Annotated in this window: 19 protein-coding genes; 16 read left to right on the top strand and 3 right to left on the bottom strand. The window is 68.3% G+C overall.

Annotated features, from left to right (window positions below; genetic code table 11):
- The first annotated feature begins 124 nt into the window (after nt 1-124).
- Nucleotides 125-1,918, top strand: coding sequence for a 2-isopropylmalate synthase (locus GZH52_RS12460; protein WP_163316784.1), 1,794 nt, complete (start codon nt 125-127; stop codon nt 1,916-1,918).
- A 227-nt stretch (nt 1,919-2,145) separates the two neighbouring features.
- On the opposite strand, the gene GZH52_RS16885 is transcribed toward GZH52_RS12460, so the two are convergent.
- A complete protein-coding gene (locus GZH52_RS16885; RefSeq protein WP_239058120.1) occupies nt 2,146-2,841 on the bottom strand; it encodes a PEPxxWA-CTERM sorting domain-containing protein in 696 nt (231 codons plus the stop codon).
- A 230-nt stretch (nt 2,842-3,071) separates the two neighbouring features.
- Here GZH52_RS16885 and bioD point away from each other — a divergent pair, with 230 nt between their 5' ends.
- Together bioD and GZH52_RS12445 are read left to right on the top strand one after the other, a co-directional pair.
- Nucleotides 3,072-3,713: a dethiobiotin synthase gene (gene bioD / locus GZH52_RS12450; protein ID WP_163316783.1), complete on the top strand. Its 642-nt coding sequence runs from the start codon at nt 3,072-3,074 to the stop codon at nt 3,711-3,713.
- A 55-nt stretch (nt 3,714-3,768) separates the two neighbouring features.
- Nucleotides 3,769-4,344, top strand: a complete 576-nt coding sequence (locus GZH52_RS12445; RefSeq protein WP_163316782.1) for a xanthine phosphoribosyltransferase — start codon at nt 3,769-3,771, stop codon at nt 4,342-4,344.
- Nucleotides 4,345-4,407: 63 nt separating this feature from the next.
- On the opposite strand, the gene GZH52_RS12440 is transcribed toward GZH52_RS12445, so the two are convergent.
- A complete protein-coding gene (locus tag GZH52_RS12440; protein WP_163316781.1) occupies nt 4,408-4,722 on the bottom strand; it encodes a hypothetical protein in 315 nt (104 codons plus the stop codon).
- Between the two features lie 180 nt (nt 4,723-4,902).
- On the opposite strand from GZH52_RS12440, the gene coxB reads away from it, so the two are divergent.
- Genes coxB through GZH52_RS12415 form a run of 5 tightly spaced genes read left to right on the top strand, consistent with a single transcriptional unit; the run spans nt 4,903 to nt 9,280 of the window.
- Nucleotides 4,903-6,015, top strand: a complete 1,113-nt coding sequence (gene coxB / locus GZH52_RS12435) for a cytochrome c oxidase subunit II (protein ID WP_163316780.1) — start codon at nt 4,903-4,905, stop codon at nt 6,013-6,015.
- A gap of 10 nt (nt 6,016-6,025) precedes the next feature.
- Nucleotides 6,026-7,657, top strand: coding sequence for a cytochrome c oxidase subunit I (gene ctaD, locus GZH52_RS12430; protein ID WP_163316779.1), 1,632 nt, complete (start codon nt 6,026-6,028; stop codon nt 7,655-7,657).
- 10 nt (nt 7,658-7,667) lie between these two features.
- Nucleotides 7,668-8,195 carry a cytochrome c oxidase assembly protein gene (locus GZH52_RS12425; RefSeq protein WP_163316778.1) on the top strand — a complete coding sequence of 176 codons (528 nt, stop codon included), beginning with the start codon at nt 7,668-7,670 and terminating at the stop codon, nt 8,193-8,195.
- Nucleotides 8,196-8,384 (top strand): DUF2970 domain-containing protein, encoded by a 189-nt coding sequence (locus GZH52_RS12420; protein ID WP_163316777.1) that lies wholly within the window; start codon nt 8,196-8,198, stop codon nt 8,382-8,384.
- A gap of 2 nt (nt 8,385-8,386) precedes the next feature.
- On the top strand, nt 8,387-9,280 hold the full coding sequence (locus tag GZH52_RS12415; protein WP_163316776.1) for a cytochrome c oxidase subunit 3: 894 nt from the start codon (nt 8,387-8,389) through the stop codon (nt 9,278-9,280).
- Nucleotides 9,281-9,282: 2 nt separating this feature from the next.
- Here the strand turns inward: GZH52_RS12415 and GZH52_RS12410 are convergent, their stop codons facing one another.
- The gene (locus GZH52_RS12410; RefSeq protein WP_163316775.1) at nt 9,283-9,471 is read right to left on the bottom strand and encodes a twin transmembrane helix small protein; all 189 of its coding nucleotides are present in this window, start codon (nt 9,469-9,471) and stop codon (nt 9,283-9,285) included.
- Nucleotides 9,472-9,493: 22 nt separating this feature from the next.
- On the opposite strand from GZH52_RS12410, the gene GZH52_RS12405 reads away from it, so the two are divergent.
- Genes GZH52_RS12405 through hisD form a run of 8 tightly spaced genes read left to right on the top strand, consistent with a single transcriptional unit; the run spans nt 9,494 to nt 15,848 of the window.
- Complete coding sequence (locus GZH52_RS12405; RefSeq protein WP_239058119.1) at nt 9,494-10,120, top strand: SURF1 family cytochrome oxidase biogenesis protein; 627 nt, start codon at nt 9,494-9,496, stop codon at nt 10,118-10,120.
- On the top strand, nt 10,117-10,563 hold the full coding sequence (locus tag GZH52_RS12400; RefSeq protein ID WP_163316773.1) for a hypothetical protein: 447 nt from the start codon (nt 10,117-10,119) through the stop codon (nt 10,561-10,563). The genes GZH52_RS12405 and GZH52_RS12400 overlap by 4 nt, the downstream gene beginning before the upstream one ends.
- 2 nt (nt 10,564-10,565) lie before the next feature.
- Nucleotides 10,566-11,597, top strand: coding sequence for a COX15/CtaA family protein (locus GZH52_RS12395; protein ID WP_239058118.1), 1,032 nt, complete (start codon nt 10,566-10,568; stop codon nt 11,595-11,597).
- Nucleotides 11,594-12,493, top strand: a complete 900-nt coding sequence (locus GZH52_RS12390) for a heme o synthase (RefSeq protein WP_163316772.1) — start codon at nt 11,594-11,596, stop codon at nt 12,491-12,493. The genes GZH52_RS12395 and GZH52_RS12390 overlap by 4 nt, the downstream gene beginning before the upstream one ends.
- A complete protein-coding gene (locus GZH52_RS12385; RefSeq protein ID WP_163316771.1) occupies nt 12,493-13,089 on the top strand; it encodes an SCO family protein in 597 nt (198 codons plus the stop codon). The genes GZH52_RS12390 and GZH52_RS12385 overlap by 1 nt, the downstream gene beginning before the upstream one ends.
- A gap of 38 nt (nt 13,090-13,127) precedes the next feature.
- Complete coding sequence (locus GZH52_RS12380; RefSeq protein ID WP_349290658.1) at nt 13,128-13,877, top strand: flagellar brake protein; 750 nt, start codon at nt 13,128-13,130, stop codon at nt 13,875-13,877.
- Nucleotides 13,878-13,899: 22 nt separating this feature from the next.
- Nucleotides 13,900-14,562 (top strand): ATP phosphoribosyltransferase, encoded by a 663-nt coding sequence (hisG, locus tag GZH52_RS12375; protein ID WP_163316770.1) that lies wholly within the window; start codon nt 13,900-13,902, stop codon nt 14,560-14,562.
- On the top strand, nt 14,550-15,848 hold the full coding sequence (hisD, locus tag GZH52_RS12370) for a histidinol dehydrogenase (RefSeq protein WP_163316769.1): 1,299 nt from the start codon (nt 14,550-14,552) through the stop codon (nt 15,846-15,848). The genes hisG and hisD overlap by 13 nt, the downstream gene beginning before the upstream one ends.
- Nucleotides 15,849-15,914 lie beyond the last annotated feature (66 nt).

Here is a 15,914-nt window from a genome sequence, read left to right as displayed (position 1 = left end):
AAAAAGTCTGATTTTTGCGTGTCTGACACGAATTAATCCATGCCATAAAAATTTATTGGCGGTTTGTTTGACAGGATGTCTCTGTCGGCGTACGTTTATGACAAACAGCCACCGGGAGGGACGCATGCAACTCGATATCGAACGACTGATCGCCGACTTTGGCGGCCCCGGCGCGATCGCCGAGGCGCTGAGCCGCGCGCATCCGGACGAGCCGGTATCGCGGGCGGCGATCTACAAGTGGCGGGAACGCGGCAGCCTGCCGCTGGCGCAGCTGAACAAGCTGGCGCAACTGGCGGCCAGCCAGGGCAGGCGGTTCGATTACAGCGACTATCTGGTCGGCGCGGCGCCGGCCGGCGGATACGGGAGAAATCCGGACATGGGCGAGCGTTTGATCATTTTCGACACCACCTTGCGTGACGGCGAGCAGTCGCCGGGCGCGTCGATGACCCGCGAGGAAAAGCTGCGCGTGGCCCGCCAGCTTGAGCGGCTTGGCGTCGACGTGATCGAGGCCGGTTTTGCCGCGGCGAGCCCGGGCGACGCCGAGTCGATCCGCTCCATTGCCGAGGCGATCCGCGAGTCGACCGTCTGTTCGCTGTCGCGAGCCAACGAGCGCGACATCCGCGCCGCCGGCGAGGCGATCGCCCCGGCCGCCCGCGGCCGCATCCATACCTTCATCGCGACCAGCCCGATCCATATGGAGAAGAAGCTGCGCATGCACCCGGACGAGGTGGTCGAGGCGGCGGTCAAAGCTGTGAAGTTCGCCCGCGAATTCACCGACGACGTCGAATTCTCGGCCGAAGACGCGCTGCGCTCGGAGCCGGCTTTCCTTGCGCGCATCTTCGGCGAGGTGATCGCCGCCGGCGCGACGACGATCAACGTGCCGGACACCGTCGGCTACGCGGTGCCGCGGGTGACCGAGGCGTTCTTCCGCGACCTGATCGGCGCGACCGCCGGCGGGCAGCGCGTGGTGTGGTCGGCGCACTGCCACAACGATCTGGGCATGGCGGTCGCCAACAGCCTGGCCGCGGTGCTCGGCGGCGCGCGTCAGGTCGAGTGCACCATCAACGGCCTGGGCGAGCGCGCCGGCAACGCGGCGCTCGAGGAAATCGTGATGGCGGTGAAGACGCGCCGCGACATCTTCGGCGTCGACACCCGCGTCGACGCGACGCAGATCGTGCCGGCGTCCAAGCTGGTGTCGACCGTCACCGGCTACCCGGTGCAGCCGAACAAGGCGATCGTCGGCGCCAACGCCTTCGCGCACGAGTCCGGCATCCATCAGGACGGCGTGCTCAAGCACCGCGAGACCTACGAGATCATGTCGGCCGAGTCGGTCGGCTGGAGCGCCAACCGCCTGACGCTGGGCAAGCTCTCCGGGCGCAACGCGTTCAAGACCAAGCTTTCCGAGTTGGGCATCACGCTGGACAGCGAAGAGGCGGTCAACGCGGCGTTCGCCCGCTTCAAGGAACTGGCCGACAAGAAGCGCGAGATCTTCGACGAAGACCTGCACGCGCTGGTGTCCGACGAGATGGTCGGCGCACAGCAGGAAGACTACAAGTTCGTTTCGCTGAAGGTGGCGACCGAGACCGGCGAGGCGCCGCTGGCGTCCATCGTGTTCGCCGAGCACGGCGTCGAGCGCCGCGCCGAGTCGTCCGGTTCCGGCCCGGTCGACGCCGCGTTCAAGGCGATCGAAGGCGTGGTGGGCAGCGGCGCCGAACTCGAGCTCTACTCGGTCAACGCGATCACCAAGGGCACCGAATCGCAGGGCGAAGTCACCGTGCGCCTGGCGCGCGACGGTCGCATCGTCAACGGGCAGGGTGCGGACACCGACATCATCGTCGCCAGCGCCAAGGCCTATCTGTCGGCGCTGAACAAGCTGTCGAACAAGGAAGAGCGCCTGAAGGCGCAAGGAGACGTCTGAGAGGTTTTTTCATCCGGCAGCCTATCCGGCCGGTGCGTGGCCGACGCCTTCCCGTCCCGTTGCAAGTTCGGGAGACGCGCCGCCGAAAAGGGCTGCCAATCGGTTTCAACCCGATCACTGTTTGAAACCCCAGGCCCACAAGGCCGAACCATCGTCAAGCCGGCTCACAAGGCCCGGACGCCAGCGTGCCGACCCACGAGGTCGGCGCCGCCGCGTCCGGGCGTCCTTCACGCAGCCGGTGTTCCCTGCTTGACTGCACGGGCCTGCTTGCGGCGGGCGATCATGCCGACCAGGCCGAGGCCGGCGAGCATCATCGCGTAGGTCTCCGGCTCCGGCACTGCCACCGCCAGCACATAGTCCTGATAGTGGCCGTTGGTCAGCTTCTGGGTCGACCAGCTGATCTTCGACGCGTCCAGCGCCTTGGCGTCGGCCAGCCACTGGTTGGCTGTCGCGAATGCCGTAGAGTGTTGCGTGTCGAGGTTGGTACCGCCGAACAGGCCGGAGCTGCCCGGCGCATACTTGGTCTGGAATTTGTCCAGGCTCTCGTGGGTGATCTCCCAGACCGCCAGCTGGAAGGCGATCCCCTTGGTCAGGTCGGTCACCTTGTCGCTGGCGACGGTGTACAGCCGGTCGAGCATGTTCTTGTCGGCCGGACTGAAGTTCGCCAGCGAGTATTCTTTCGCATACCAGCTCAGGGGCTGGTTCAGTTCGACGCAGTAGGTGGTGAACGACTTGCCGTCCAGCGTGCCCTTGAGCGGGCCGACACCGTGGTGGCTCCAGCCCCAGCCACCGTTGGTGGTCGTGGAGATATTGGCCATCGGGCTGGCTGCCTTGTCCAGGTCCACCGTCAGTGCAGAGGCCCAGGGGGCGGCCAAGCACAGGGCAGCAGCCAGACCGCCTTGCAAGATCAGGCGATTTTTCATGGATGACTCCTTGGTAGGTATGCATTGCGGCGGGCATGACCCGTCCGGCAGGATTCCTGCCGTACCGGAATAGCCTACGAACTTCGTCTAATCAATTTCATTATTGTTGTTTCAAGTGAATGCTATCGGCTTGACGGGTGGCTGCAGCGGCAAACATCCCGCGGTTATCATGGATGGTGCGGGCGGCGCGTACGACAGGGCCGCGGAACAGCATAGGAAAGGGCTTCACGATGCACGGCAACTACTTCATCACCGGAACCGACACCGAGATCGGCAAGACGCACAGTGCGGTCAGGCTGATCGAACAGTTGCAGCGGCAGGGCAAGACGGTGCTGGCGATGAAGCCGGTCGCCTCCGGCTGCGAGCGCCTGGCGGACGGCAGCTGGCACAACGACGACGTCGCGCGTCTGTGCGCCGCGACCGGGCAGACCGACCTTGCGCTGATGAACCCCTACCGTTTCGAGCCGGCGGTGTCGCCGCATATCGCCGCGCGCGAGGCCGGCGTCGACATTTCGCTCGAGCACATCGGCGCGTGCTACCGGGCGCTTGCCGGCCAGGCCGATTGCGTGCTGGTCGAGGGCGCCGGCGGTTGGCTCGCGCCATTGAGCGACACCCTGTATATGGAAGACCTCGCCCGCGCGCTGGCCCTGCCGGTGATTCTGGTGGTCGGCATGAAGCTGGGCTGCATCAACCACGCGCTATTGAGCGCGCGCGCGATCCGCGCGTCCGGCTGCCCCTTCGCCGGCTGGGTCGCCAACCGGCTCTCGTCCGGCCAGCCGCGCTACGCGGAAAACCTGGCGACGCTCAGCGCGGCGCTCGGCATGCCGCCCCTGCTCGAATTGCCGTGGGAAGGCGGCGCGGACGCCGCCTGAGCGCGGGCGGCGGTGGTACAATGACGCGCATTTCAATGCCCGCCTCCTGTCCGCCATGCAGCTACTCAAAGACAAGATCCTGACCGACGGCCGCCTGCTCGACGGCTACGTCCTCAAGGTCGACAACTTCCTCAACCACCAGCTCGACGTCGGCCTGCTCGACGCGATGGGCGCCGAGTTTGCCCGCCGCTTCGCCGGCGTCCAGGTCGACAAGATCCTGACCGTCGAGGCGTCCGGCATCGCGGTGGCGGTAATGGCCGCGCGCCACTTCGGCAACGTGCCGGTGGTATTCGCCAAGAAGACCGAGAGCCTGACGCTGGACAAGGACGCGTACGAGAGCGACGTCTACTCGTTCACCAAGCAGAAGACCTACCGCGTGCGCGTGTCGCGCCGCTACCTGTCGGCCGGCGAAAAAGTGCTGATCGTCGACGATTTCCTCGCCAACGGCCACGCGGCCTGCGGGCTGATCGACATCGTCCGCCAGGCCGGCGCCGAGGTGGCCGGGGTCGGCATCGTGATCGAGAAGGGCTTCCAGAGCGGCCGCGCGCTGATCGAAGAGGCCGGCGTCAGCCGCGTCGAGTCGCTGGCCATCCTCAAGAGCATCGCCGAGGGCAAGATCGAATTCGCCTGATCCGCCCCGTCCAAGGCAAAACCCCCGCTTGCCAGCGGGGGTTTTTGTTTTTGCGGCGGGTGCTTACTGCGGCATGCGCGCGGTGAACACGCGGTTGCCGGCGACACTGCCGACGAAGGGCGCGCCCGGGTTTTCGGCGGAGGGCAGCACGCCGCTCATGGTTGCCGCCTTGCCGGCGGTGGTGGTGCCGGTGCACACCAGGGTCACCGCGTCGCCCTGGTTCTCGCAGGCGAGCGGGCCGGCGAGCGGGTGGCCGGCGTCGGCGAACCACTGGCTGCCGTAGGCGGCGACATTGTTGCGGTAGGTCGGCGCCATCATGCTCTGGCAGCCGGCGACAAGCAGCAGCAGGGCAGGCGCGGCAAACAGGCGGATCTTCATGGCTCTCTCCAGTCAGGTTGCGATGATCACCGTTGTATCGCTCCCGGGTCGCTGTTGCAAGGCGCAATCAGTGTTTCTTGTTTTATACGGAAACGAGCCTAGCATCAAAAAAACCGGCTGGCATGACATGGCCGGCAACAGACCATTTGGGGGCGGCTGCCCCTGCGCGAAGGGGGGAACATGCCGCCTGTCCTGCCTGTCCTGCTGCTGGCCGTGCTGGCGCCGCCCGCCGTGCTCGCGAACCAGCTCAACCTGCAGACGCCGGTGACATCGGTCGCCCGCGATGTCTACGACCTGCACACCCTGCTGCTCTACATCACGATCGCCATCGTCGTCGCGGTGTTCGGCGTGATGTTCTACGCGATCGTCCGCCACCGCAAATCCGCGGGCCATCAGGCCAAACAATTCCACGAGAACACCACGGTCGAGGTGATCTGGACGGTGGTGCCGCTGCTGATCCTGGTCGGCATGGCGTGGCCGGCGACCCGCGTGGTGCTCGCGCAAAAGCAGACGCGCGGCGAGGACATGACGGTCAAGGTCACCGGCTACCAGTGGAAGTGGCAGTACGACTACCTGGACGACGGCGTGGCGTTCATGAGCCACCTCTCGACGCCGCGCGACGGCACGCTGAAGACCGCGGGCGGGCCTTACCTGCTCGAGGTCGACGAGCCCTTGGTGGTGCCGGTCGGGCAGAAGGTGCGCCTGCTCCTGACCGCCAACGACGTGATCCACTCGTGGTGGGTGCCGGCCTTCGGCGTCAAGCAGGACGCGATCCCCGGCTTCGTGCGCGAGGCGTGGTTCAAGGCGGACAAGCCGGGCACCTACCGCGGCCAGTGCGCCGAGCTGTGCGGTAAGGACCACGGCTACATGCCCATCGTCGTCGAGGTGAAACCCGAGGCCGAATACGCGCGCTGGCTCACGGCCAAGAAGGCGCAGCTGGCAGCGCAGGCGGACGACCCGGCCAAGGTGTGGAAGCTCGACGAAGCGGTCAGGCGCGGCGAGGAGGTGTACCGCAAGAACTGCGTGGCCTGCCATATGGAAGACGGCAAGGGCGTGCCCGGCACCTTTCCGGCGCTCGCCGGCGGCGCCATCACGACCGGTCCGGTCGCCGCGCATATCGACATCGTGCTCAACGGCAGCCGCAAGAACGCGGCGATGGCGGCGTGGGGCAAGCAGCTGTCGGACACCGAGATCGCGACGGTGATCACCTACGAGCGCAACGCCTGGGGTAACCGGGACGGCAAGGTGGTACAGCCGAAAGACATCAAGGCTGCCCGCGGCGGCCAGGCGTAAGGAGAAAGCGATGGCGACCGTCGAAGACAGCGCACACCTGCCCCACGACGCGCACGGCAAACCGGGCGGCTGGGCGCGCTGGGTGTACGCGACCAACCACAAGGACATCGGCACGCTCTACCTGTGGTTCGCGTTCGCCATGTTCATCTCGGGCGGGGTGATGGCCTTGGCGATCCGCGCCGAGCTGTTCATGCCGGGCTTGCAGTTCTGGCAACCGGAGCTCTTCAACCAGCTCACGACCCTGCACGGCCTGGTGATGGTGTTCGGCGCGATCATGCCGGCGTTCACCGGGCTCGCCAACTGGATGCTGCCCCTGATGATCGGTGCGCCGGACATGGCGTTCGCGCGCATGAACAACTGGAGCTTCTGGCTGCTGCCGCCGGCGGCGCTGTTGTTGATGCTGTCGTTCTGGGTGCCCGGCGGCGCGGCAGCGGCCGGCTGGACGCTGTACGCGCCCCTGTCGACGCAGGGCGGCATGGGGATGGATTTGACCATCTTCGCGATCCACATCCTCGGCGTGAGCTCGGTGATGGGCGCGATCAACATCGTCGTCACCGTGCTCAACCTGCGCGCGCCGGGCATGGGGCTGATGCAGATGCCGATGTTCGCGTGGGCGAGCCTGATCACCGCCTACCTGATCATCGCGGTGATGCCGGTGCTCGCCGGCGTGGTGACCATGGTGCTGACCGACCGCCACTTCGGCACCCACTTCTTCAACGCGGCCGGCGGTGGCGACCCGGTGATGTACCAGCATATCTTCTGGTTCTTCGGCCACCCCGAGGTCTACATCATGGCGCTGCCGGCGTTCGGCATCGTCAGCCAGGTGATCCCGACCTTTGCGCGTAAGCCCTTGTTCGGCTACGCGTCGATGGTGTACGCGACGGCCAGCATCGCCATCCTGAGCTTCATGGTGTGGGCGCACCACATGTTCACCACCGGCATGCCGGCGACCGCGCAGCTCTTCTTCATGTACGCGACCATGCTGATCGCGGTGCCGACCGGGGTGAAGGTGTTCAACTGGGTGGCGACCATGTGGGAAGGCAGCATGACCTTCGAGACGCCGATGCTGTTCGCGATCGGCTTCGTGATGCTGTTCACCATCGGCGGGCTGTCCGGGGTGATCCTGTCGGTGGCGGCGGTCGACGTGCAGTTGCAGGACAGCTACTACGTGGTCGCCCACTTCCACTACGTGCTGGTCGCCGGCGCCCTGTTCAGCCTGTTTGCCGCCGTCTACTACTGGTTCCCCAAGATGACGGGGAAGATGTATTCGGAGGGGCTTGGCAAGCTGCACTTCTGGTGGTCGCTCTTGTGGTTCAACGTCACCTTCTTCCCGATGCACTTCCTGGGGCTGGCCGGCATGCCGCGGCGCATCCCCGACTACGCGCTGCAGTTCACCGACTTCAACGCGATTTCCAGCGTGGGCGCGATGATGTTCGGCCTGGGGCAGCTGATCTTCTTCTACAACATGGTGCGCTCGATCAGGCACGGCAAGGAGGCGCCGCAGCTGCCGTGGGAGGGCGCCAACACCCTCGAATGGAAGATCCCGACGCCGGCGCCCTACCACAGCTTCGTCGAGGCGCCCGAGCTTAAGGCCGGCGACAACGGGGTGATCCTCTCCATGCAAGGCGGCGAGCACCACTAAGGAGACGGCGATGGCCTCGCGTACCGACAACCGCATCCTGCTGCGCAAGTTCCTGCTGATCGCGCTTTTGATGTTCGGCTTCGCGTGGGCGCTGGTGCCCCTGTACAGGGTGATCTGCGAGGTGACCGGCATCAACCAGCTCGTCAAGGCGGGCGATGCGCCAGAGGAGAACCCGGTAGCGGGCGTGCCGGTGACGTTGGACTTCGACGCCACCGTGCAGCCGGGCCTGCCGTGGCAGGTGGTGCCGCTGGTCCGCCGGGTGGAGGGACGCACCGGCGAATTCATCCGCGTCGACTACGAGATCACCAACCGCAGCGATAGGCGGGTGATCGGCCAGGCGGTGCCGCGCTACCTGCCGGCGGCGGCCGGGCCGCATGTGCAGAAGCTCGACTGCTTCTGCTTCAAGGAGCAGGCGTTCGAGCCGGGCGAGACGCGCCGCTTCCCGGTGGTGTTTGTGGTCGACAAGGCGCTGCCGAGCGAGATCGGCCGCATCACGCTGGCGTATTCGGTGTTCTCGCTGCCGGGGCGGGAGCCCTAGGTGCGGCTCGGGCAGGCGCTGCGCGCGGTACTCGCTGCGTTCTTCGGCGTGCGGCGCGGCCGCGCAGCGGGTGCGGACCGTGCCCTGAAGGGGTGGGAGGTGGTGGTGGCGGCGCTGCTGGTCGCGCTGTTGGCCGCCGTCCTGTTGTGGGGTTTGGTGCGCGGCGTCGTCGCCGCCGCGGGAGGCTAGGGATGCAATCTCATGAAGTTGCCGACAACGGGCACGGCGCCGACGCTGCCGCGCGGCAGACCCGTTACTACGTGCCGTCGCCGTCGCGCTGGCCGCTGGTCGGCGCCCTCGCGCTGTTCTTTCTGGGGCTGGGTGCCGCCTTCGCGCTGAACGGCGTGCTGATCGGCCCGTGGTCGCTGGCCATCGGCGCCGCCATCCTCGTGTGGATGCTCATCGGCTGGTTTGGCGACGTGGTGCGCGAGAGCCGCGCCGGTGCCTACCGCGCGCGCGAGGACATGTCGTTCCGCTGGGGGATGGGCTGGTTCATCTTCTCCGAGGTGATGTTCTTCGCCGCCTTCTTCGGCGCGCTCTACTACGTGCGGGTGATCTCGGTGCCAGAGCTGGGCGACGCCGCGCACAAGCTGCTCTACCCGGACTTCAACCCGGCGTGGCCGCTGGTCACCGCGCCGGGCCTGCCGGCGGGCTACCAGGCGATGGGCGCGTGGGGCTTGCCCGCGCTCAACACCGCCATCCTGCTCACCTCCGGCGCGACGCTGACCTGGGCGCACTGGGCGCTGCTCGCCGGCAGGCGCAGCCGGCTGCTGGCCGGCCTCGGCGCGACCGTGCTGCTCGGCGTGCTCTTTTTGCTGCTACAGGCGTACGAGTACCGGCACGCGATGCACGAGCTGGGGCTGACCTTCGCCTCCGGCGCGTACGGGATGACTTTCTACATGATGACCGGCTTTCACGGCCTGCACGTGCTGGTCGGCACGCTGATCCTGGCGGTGATCTGGCTGCGCGTGGCGCGCGGCGACTTTGACGCACGTCACCACTTCGGTTTCGAGGCGGCCGCGTGGTACTGGCACTTCGTCGACGTGGTGTGGCTGTTGCTGTTCGTGTTCGTCTACTGGCTGTAGGGCTAGCGGCCCCACCAGCCGAGCGCGCCGCCGCCGACGAGTAGCGCGAACAACAGCCCGGACAATGCGACGCGCACCGTCAACAGCCGCGCGAGGCGCGCAGGATCCGATTGCGGGCGCATCAGCGCGACAAGGCCGGAGAAGAGGACGTAGAGGATGGCGACGACGACGGCAGCGAGCAAGGCTTTCACGAAAGGCTCCCCCCAGGGACGTTTGCTCAAGTCTAGTGCGCTGTGGCTGCTCTGCCTGCTGCCGTTCGCGCTGGCCGCCTGGCAGTGGCAGCGCGGCGCGGCGCGCAGCGCGGAACTTGCGGCACTGGCCGCCGCCGCCGCTCGTGCGCCCTTGCCGGTGGACGCGCTCGCTACCGCCGAACCCGGCCGGCGCGCCGCGTTTGCGGGCCAGCTGGCGGGGCCGGCGCTGTTCTGGCGGCAGATGGACGGGCGGGTACGGGTCTGGCTGCCGCTGCGTCTGGCGGACGGCCGCCACCTGATGGTCGACGCGGGGCAGGGCGAGGCGGGGGGCGAGCTGCCTGCGCGGCTGGCGGGCAGCGGGTCCTGGCAGCGCTGGCCGCGGCCGTTCACCCTCGCCGGCGCCGTGCACGGCGCGGCGGGCGAGGTCGACGCGCCGGACGTCGCCGCGCTCTCCGTGCGCTACCCGGGCCTCTTGGCGGGCGTGCTGGTGATGGCGCCGCCGCTTGCGGGGCTCACCGCATCGCCGCTGCGCCCTTCGTTCGATCCGCGCCGCCACTACGGCTACGCCTTGCAGTGGCTGCTGCTCGGGCTGCTGCTCGTGCCGCTCGCGTGGCGGCTGACCGTACCCTCCAGGAGGACCACGCCATGACTCCCCGCGGCAAACTCGCGTTGATCTTCGCGCTGTGCATCTCGCCGGTCGTGCTGTCGACCGCGCTGTATTTCGGCGCGCCGCCGGCGGGCGGCAAGAGCTACGGCACCCTGTTGCCGACGCGGCCGTTCGCCGACGCCGCCCCGGGCGCCTGGCCCGCCGGGCGCTGGGTGCTGGTGCAGTACGAGGCGGCGCCTTGTGACGCCGCCTGCCGCGACCGGCTCGCCGGCCTCGAGCGCATCCGCGTCGCGCAGGGCGAGCAGGCGAACCGGCTATCGACCCTGCATCTCTCCGCTGCCGGCAAGGCACCGGGCAGCCGGGTGCTGGTCGACCCGCGGGGCAACCAGGTGCTCGCCTACCCGGCGTCGGCCGACCCGGTGCGCCTGATCCGCGAGGTGGGCAAGGTGATCAAGACCAACAACGGCCTCGGGCGGGAGGGCTGAGCATGCGAAGGATGCCTGCCAATATGCGCCGCCTGTTGTGGCTCGCGCTTCTAATCGCCTGCGTGGTGGTGCCCTTGGGTGCCTACGTGCGGCTGTCGGACGCCGGGCTTGGCTGCCCGGACTGGCCGGGCTGCTACGGCAAGCTCAGCCCGGCGCACGCGCGCGACGTGATCGTCGACGTGCACGCGGCCGACCCGCACGGGCCGGTCAGCCTCGCCAAGGCGTGGAAGGAGATGAGCCACCGCTACCTCGCCTCGGCGCTGGGGCTGGTGATCGTCGGCATCGCCTGGCTGGCGTGGCGCCAGCGTACGCAGCGGCTGCTCGCCGGCGTGCTGCTCGCGGCGGTGATTTTTCAGGGGCTGCTTGGCATGTGGACGGTGACCCTGCTGCTGAAACCGGCGATCGTCAGCCTGCACCTGATCGGCGGCGTCGCTATCGTCGCGCTGATTGCGGCGCTGCTCGCCCGCGCCAGCCTCGCACCGCTGCCGGCGCCGCAGCCGGTGCGAGGGCTCGCCTGGGCGCTGGTCGCGGCGGTGGCCGTGCAGGTGCTGCTTGGCGGCTGGGTGACGTCCAACTATGCGGCGCCCGCCTGCCAGGGCTTCCCGCAGTGCAACGGCGCGTGGTGGCCGGAGGGCATGGACTTTACCGCCGCGCTGCACGTGACGCGCGCGCTGGGCGAGGGGCCGGACGGCACGCCGCTTGGCTGGGGTGCGCTGGTCGCCATCCACTGGCTGCACCGGGCGGGCGCGCTGCTCTTGAGCATGCTGCTGATCGCGCTGGTGTGGCACACGCGCGGGGTGCCTGCGTGGCGGGCGAGCCGGCGGTGGCTGGTGTCGCTGTGGGCGCTGCAGGTCGGCCTGGGCGTCGCCAACGTGGTGTTCGCCTTGCCGCTGCCGCTGGCGGTCGCGCATAACGCGGGGGCGATGCTGCTCGCGGCGGGCGTGCTGTCGGTGGCGGTGCGTGCCCGCGCGCCGCTGGCGTCGGCGGTCGGCCGCCGTCTTTATCTATTCGGCCAGCAAGGAGGCGTGCGATGACGACGATGCAGGCAGGACGGGTGGCGGCGCTGCCCGCGCAACTGTGGCGGCTGGCCAAGCCTCGGGTGGTACTGCTGATCGTGTTCTGCGCGGTGATCGGCATGCTGCTCGCGACACCGGGTTTACCGGAACCGGGCCTGCTCATCGCCGCGACGCTGGGCATCGGGCTGGTCGCCGGCGCCGCCGCGATGGTCAACTGCCTGGTCGAGCGCACCATCGACGCGCGGATGCGCCGCACCCAGCGCCGCGCCACCGCCAGCGGCGAGGCGGGCTTCGCGCTGGTGCTGACGGTCGCGCTCACTGCAGGGGGCCTGGGCATGGCGCTCTTGGTCGGCTTCGTCAACGCGCTGACCGCGTCTCTGACGCTCGCGACCTTCGTCGGCTATGCCATCGTCTACACCCTGCTGCTCAAGCCGAACACGCCGCAGAACATCGTGATCGGCGGCGCCAGCGGCGCGATGCCGCCCATCCTCGGCTGGGCGGCGGCGACCGGCGAAGTCGGCGCGATGGCGATGGTGCTGTTCCTGATCATCTATGCTTGGACGCCGCCGCACTTCTGGGCGCTCGCGCTGTACCGGCGCGACGAGTACCGCGCCGCCGGCCTGCCGATGCTGCCGCTTACCCACGGCGAGCGCTTCACCACGCTGTCGATGCTGCTCTACGCGTGGTTGCTTGCCGCTGTCAGCCTGCTGCCGGTCGCGCTGGGCGAGAGCGGCGCACTGTATCTCGCGGCAGCGCTGCTGCTGAACGCGCGCTTTATCGGCATCGCACGCAAATTGCATATACACTACGCCGACGAGACCGCGCGGCGCATGTTCCGGCAGTCGATCAGCTACCTGACGCTGATGTTCGCCGCGCTGCTCGTCGACCACTACTGGATGATCCCCGTCAGCTGATGTCCCGCCTGCTTCGCCTGTTACGCCTCGTGTGCCTGCCTCTGGTGCTGGCCGCCTGTTCGCCCGCCGAGCCGCCGGTGCAGAAGCTGCCGTTCAAGGGCAGCGACCTCTCCGGCGTCGCCTTCGGCGGCGACTTTGCGCTGACCGCGCACGACGGTCAGCGCGTCGCGCTGTCCGACTACCGCGGCAAGGTGGTCGCGCTGTTCTTCGGCTACACCCACTGCCCGGACGTGTGCCCGACGACGATGCTCGAGTACGCCGCCGCGCGCCGCGCGCTGGGCGAGGACGGGCGCGGCTTGCAGGTGTTGTTCGTCTCGCTCGACCCCGCGCGCGACACGCCGGCCGTGCTTAAGGGCTACGTGCCGCATTTCGACCCGGCCTTCGTCGGCCTGACCGGCACGGCGGACGAGGTGGCCGCCGTCGCCGGGCGCTTCAAGGTGGTCGCGAACAGGGTGGCGGGCGAGGGCGGCGGCTACACGCTGGACCACAGCGCCGGCTCCTACCTGATCGGCCGCGACGGCCAGTTGCGCGTCTACCAGGCGTACGGCACGCCGGCTGACGCGCTCGCCCATGATATTCGTATTTTGTTGCGGTAAACTGTGGCGACACGAAGACCGAACGACAGGATTTTGATGTGAGTGCAGCACCCGGCAGCCAGGGCGGCGCAACCGAGCTCGAGCGTTACACGCTGACTTCCCCGCTGGAAATCGTCCACCACCTGCGCGGTCTCGCGCAGGTGGGGGTGATGCTTACCGTCTACTCGAACCAGGGCAAGAACTGCGTGCTGACCCGCGTGCTCGCCGCCGACGCCCAAACCGGCACGCTGGTGTTCGACTGGGGCGGCAACGAGGCCGCCAACCGCATCCTGCTCGCCTGCCCGCACAATGTGTTCGCCTGCGCGCCCGACGGCATCAAGACCCAGTTCTCGACCGGCCAGCCGCGCGAAATCGAATTCGAGGGCCGGCCGGCGTTCGAAGCCGCCTTGCCCGCCGCGATGATCCGCCTGCAGCGGCGCGAGATGTTCCGCGTGAAGACGCCGCTGGCGAACCCGGTGTACTGCCGCGTGCTTGACCACCCCGCCGGCGAGTTGCTGCTGCCGCTGTTCGACATCAGTATCGGCGGCATGGCGCTCGACTTGCCCGAGCACGACCTGGCCGGCTTCGACTACGGCCAGCGCTACGCCGACTGCAGCGTCGAGTTGCCCGGGCTTGGCGTGCTGCCGGTCGGCATCGAGGTGCGCAACCGGCGTGCGCTGACTCTGACCAACGGCAACCCGGCGACGCGTATCGGTTGCCAGTTCCTGAACATGAGCACGGCGCGCGAGGGCCTCGTCCAGCGCTACGTCGCCCAGCTCGAGCGAGAACGCCGAGCGCTGACCCGTTGACCATCCACACCAAGAAACCATCATGAAGCTGACCATCGCGCTGTCCAAGGGGCGCATCTTCGAAGAAACGCTGCCGCTGCTGGCGGCGGCGGGCATCGTCCCGGCCGAGGACCCGGAGTCCTCGCGCAAGCTGATCATCGGCACCAACCGCGACGACGTGCGCCTCGTCATCGTGCGCGCGTCCGACGTGCCGACCTATGTGCAGTACGGCGCCGCCGACCTGGGCATCGCCGGGCGCGACGTGCTGATCGAGCACGGCGGCGACGGCCTGTACCAGATGCTCGACCTCAATATCGCGCGCTGCAGGATGATGGTCGCGGTACCCGAGGGCTTCGACTACGACGCCGCGGTGAAGAAGGGAGCGCGCCTGAAGGTGGCGAGCAAGTACCCGCTGATCGCGCGCGAGCATTTCGCCAAGAAGGGCGTGCACGTCGACATCATCAAGCTGTACGGCTCGATGGAGCTGGCGCCGCTGGTCGGCCTGTCCGACGCGATCGTCGACCTGGTGTCGACCGGTGGCACGCTGAAGGCGAACCGCCTGGTTGCCGTCGAGCATATCCTCGACATCAGCTCGCGGCTGGTGGTCAACCAGGCCGCGCTCAAGCTCAAGTACGGCGCGATCCAGCCGGTGCTCGACGCGTTCTCGTCGGTGGTCCGCCAGGGGGAGGCAGCATGCAAAGGTTGAACAGCGGTGACGCGGATTTCGGCGAACGCCTGCAGGCGCTGCTGGCGTTCGAGACAGCGCAGGACCCGGCCATCGACGAGCGTGTCGCCGCGATCTGCGCCGACGTGAAGGCGCGCGGCGACGCGGCGCTCATCGAGTACACCAACCGCTTCGACCGCATGCAGGCCTCGTCGATGGCCGAGCTGACGCTGGGCCGCGACGCGCTTGAGGCGGCCTTCCTGCGCCTGCCCGAAGCCGAGCGCGCGGCGCTGTCCGCCGCCGCCGAGCGGGTGCGCCGCTACCACGAGAAGCAGCTCGCGCACTCCTGGCAGTACGAGGACGAGGACGGCACCCTGCTCGGCCAGCAGGTGACGGCGCTCGACCGGGTCGGCATCTACGTGCCCGGCGGCAAGGCGGCGTATCCGAGCTCGGTGCTGATGAACGCACTGCCGGCCAAGGTCGCCGGTGTCGGCGAGATCGTCATGGTGGTGCCAACCCCGGGGGGCGAGCGTAACGACCTGGTGCTGGCTGCCGCGTATATCGCCGGCGTCGACCAGGTGTACACCGTCGGCGGTGCGCAGGCGGTCGCCGCGCTTGCCTACGGTACCCAGAGCATCGCCCAGGTCGACAAGATCACCGGCCCGGGCAACGCCTACGTGGCCGCCGCCAAGCGCCGCGTGTTCGGCGTGGTCGGCATCGACATGGTCGCCGGCCCGTCCGAGATTCTGGTGGTGTGCGACGGCAGCACCGACCCGGACTGGATCGCGATGGATCTCTTTAGCCAGGCCGAGCACGACGAGATCGCGCAGGCGATCCTGCTGTGCCCGGACGCCGCCTACCTCGACGCGGTCGCGGCGAGCATCGAGCGGCTGCTGCCGGACATGCCGCGGCGCGACATCATCGCCGCGTCGCTCGAGAACCGCGGCGCCCTGGTGCAGGTAACCGACCTCGACGAGGCGTGCCGCATCGCCAACTACATCGCGCCCGAGCACCTCGAGCTGTCGGTGGCCGACCCCGACGCGTGGCTGCCGGCGCTCAAGCACGCCGGCGCGATCTTCATGGGGCGCTTCACCTCGGAGAGCCTCGGCGACTACTGCGCCGGCCCCAACCATGTGCTGCCGACCAGCCGGACCGCGCGCTTTGCGAGCCCCTTGGGCGTGTACGACTTCCAGAAGCGTACCAGCCTGATCCGCGTGTCGCGCGAGGGGGCGGACAAGCTCGGCCGCATCGCCAGCGTGCTCGCGCACGGCGAGGGGCTGACCGCGCACGCGCGCGCCGCCGAGCTGCGGCTGACAGGTCAGGACTGAGCCGGGCGGGCGACGCGCTCGCCCGCCGGCCGATAAACCGTTACGATATGCGGATATTTCGCGTGT

It is taken from the genome of Crenobacter caeni (assembly GCF_010435965.1).
In the GTDB taxonomy this organism is placed as follows: domain Bacteria; phylum Pseudomonadota; class Gammaproteobacteria; order Burkholderiales; family Chromobacteriaceae; genus Craterilacuibacter; species Craterilacuibacter caeni.
The sequence above is the reverse complement of the archived record's forward strand: the minus strand, read 5'-3'. Positions and strand labels throughout refer to the sequence as shown.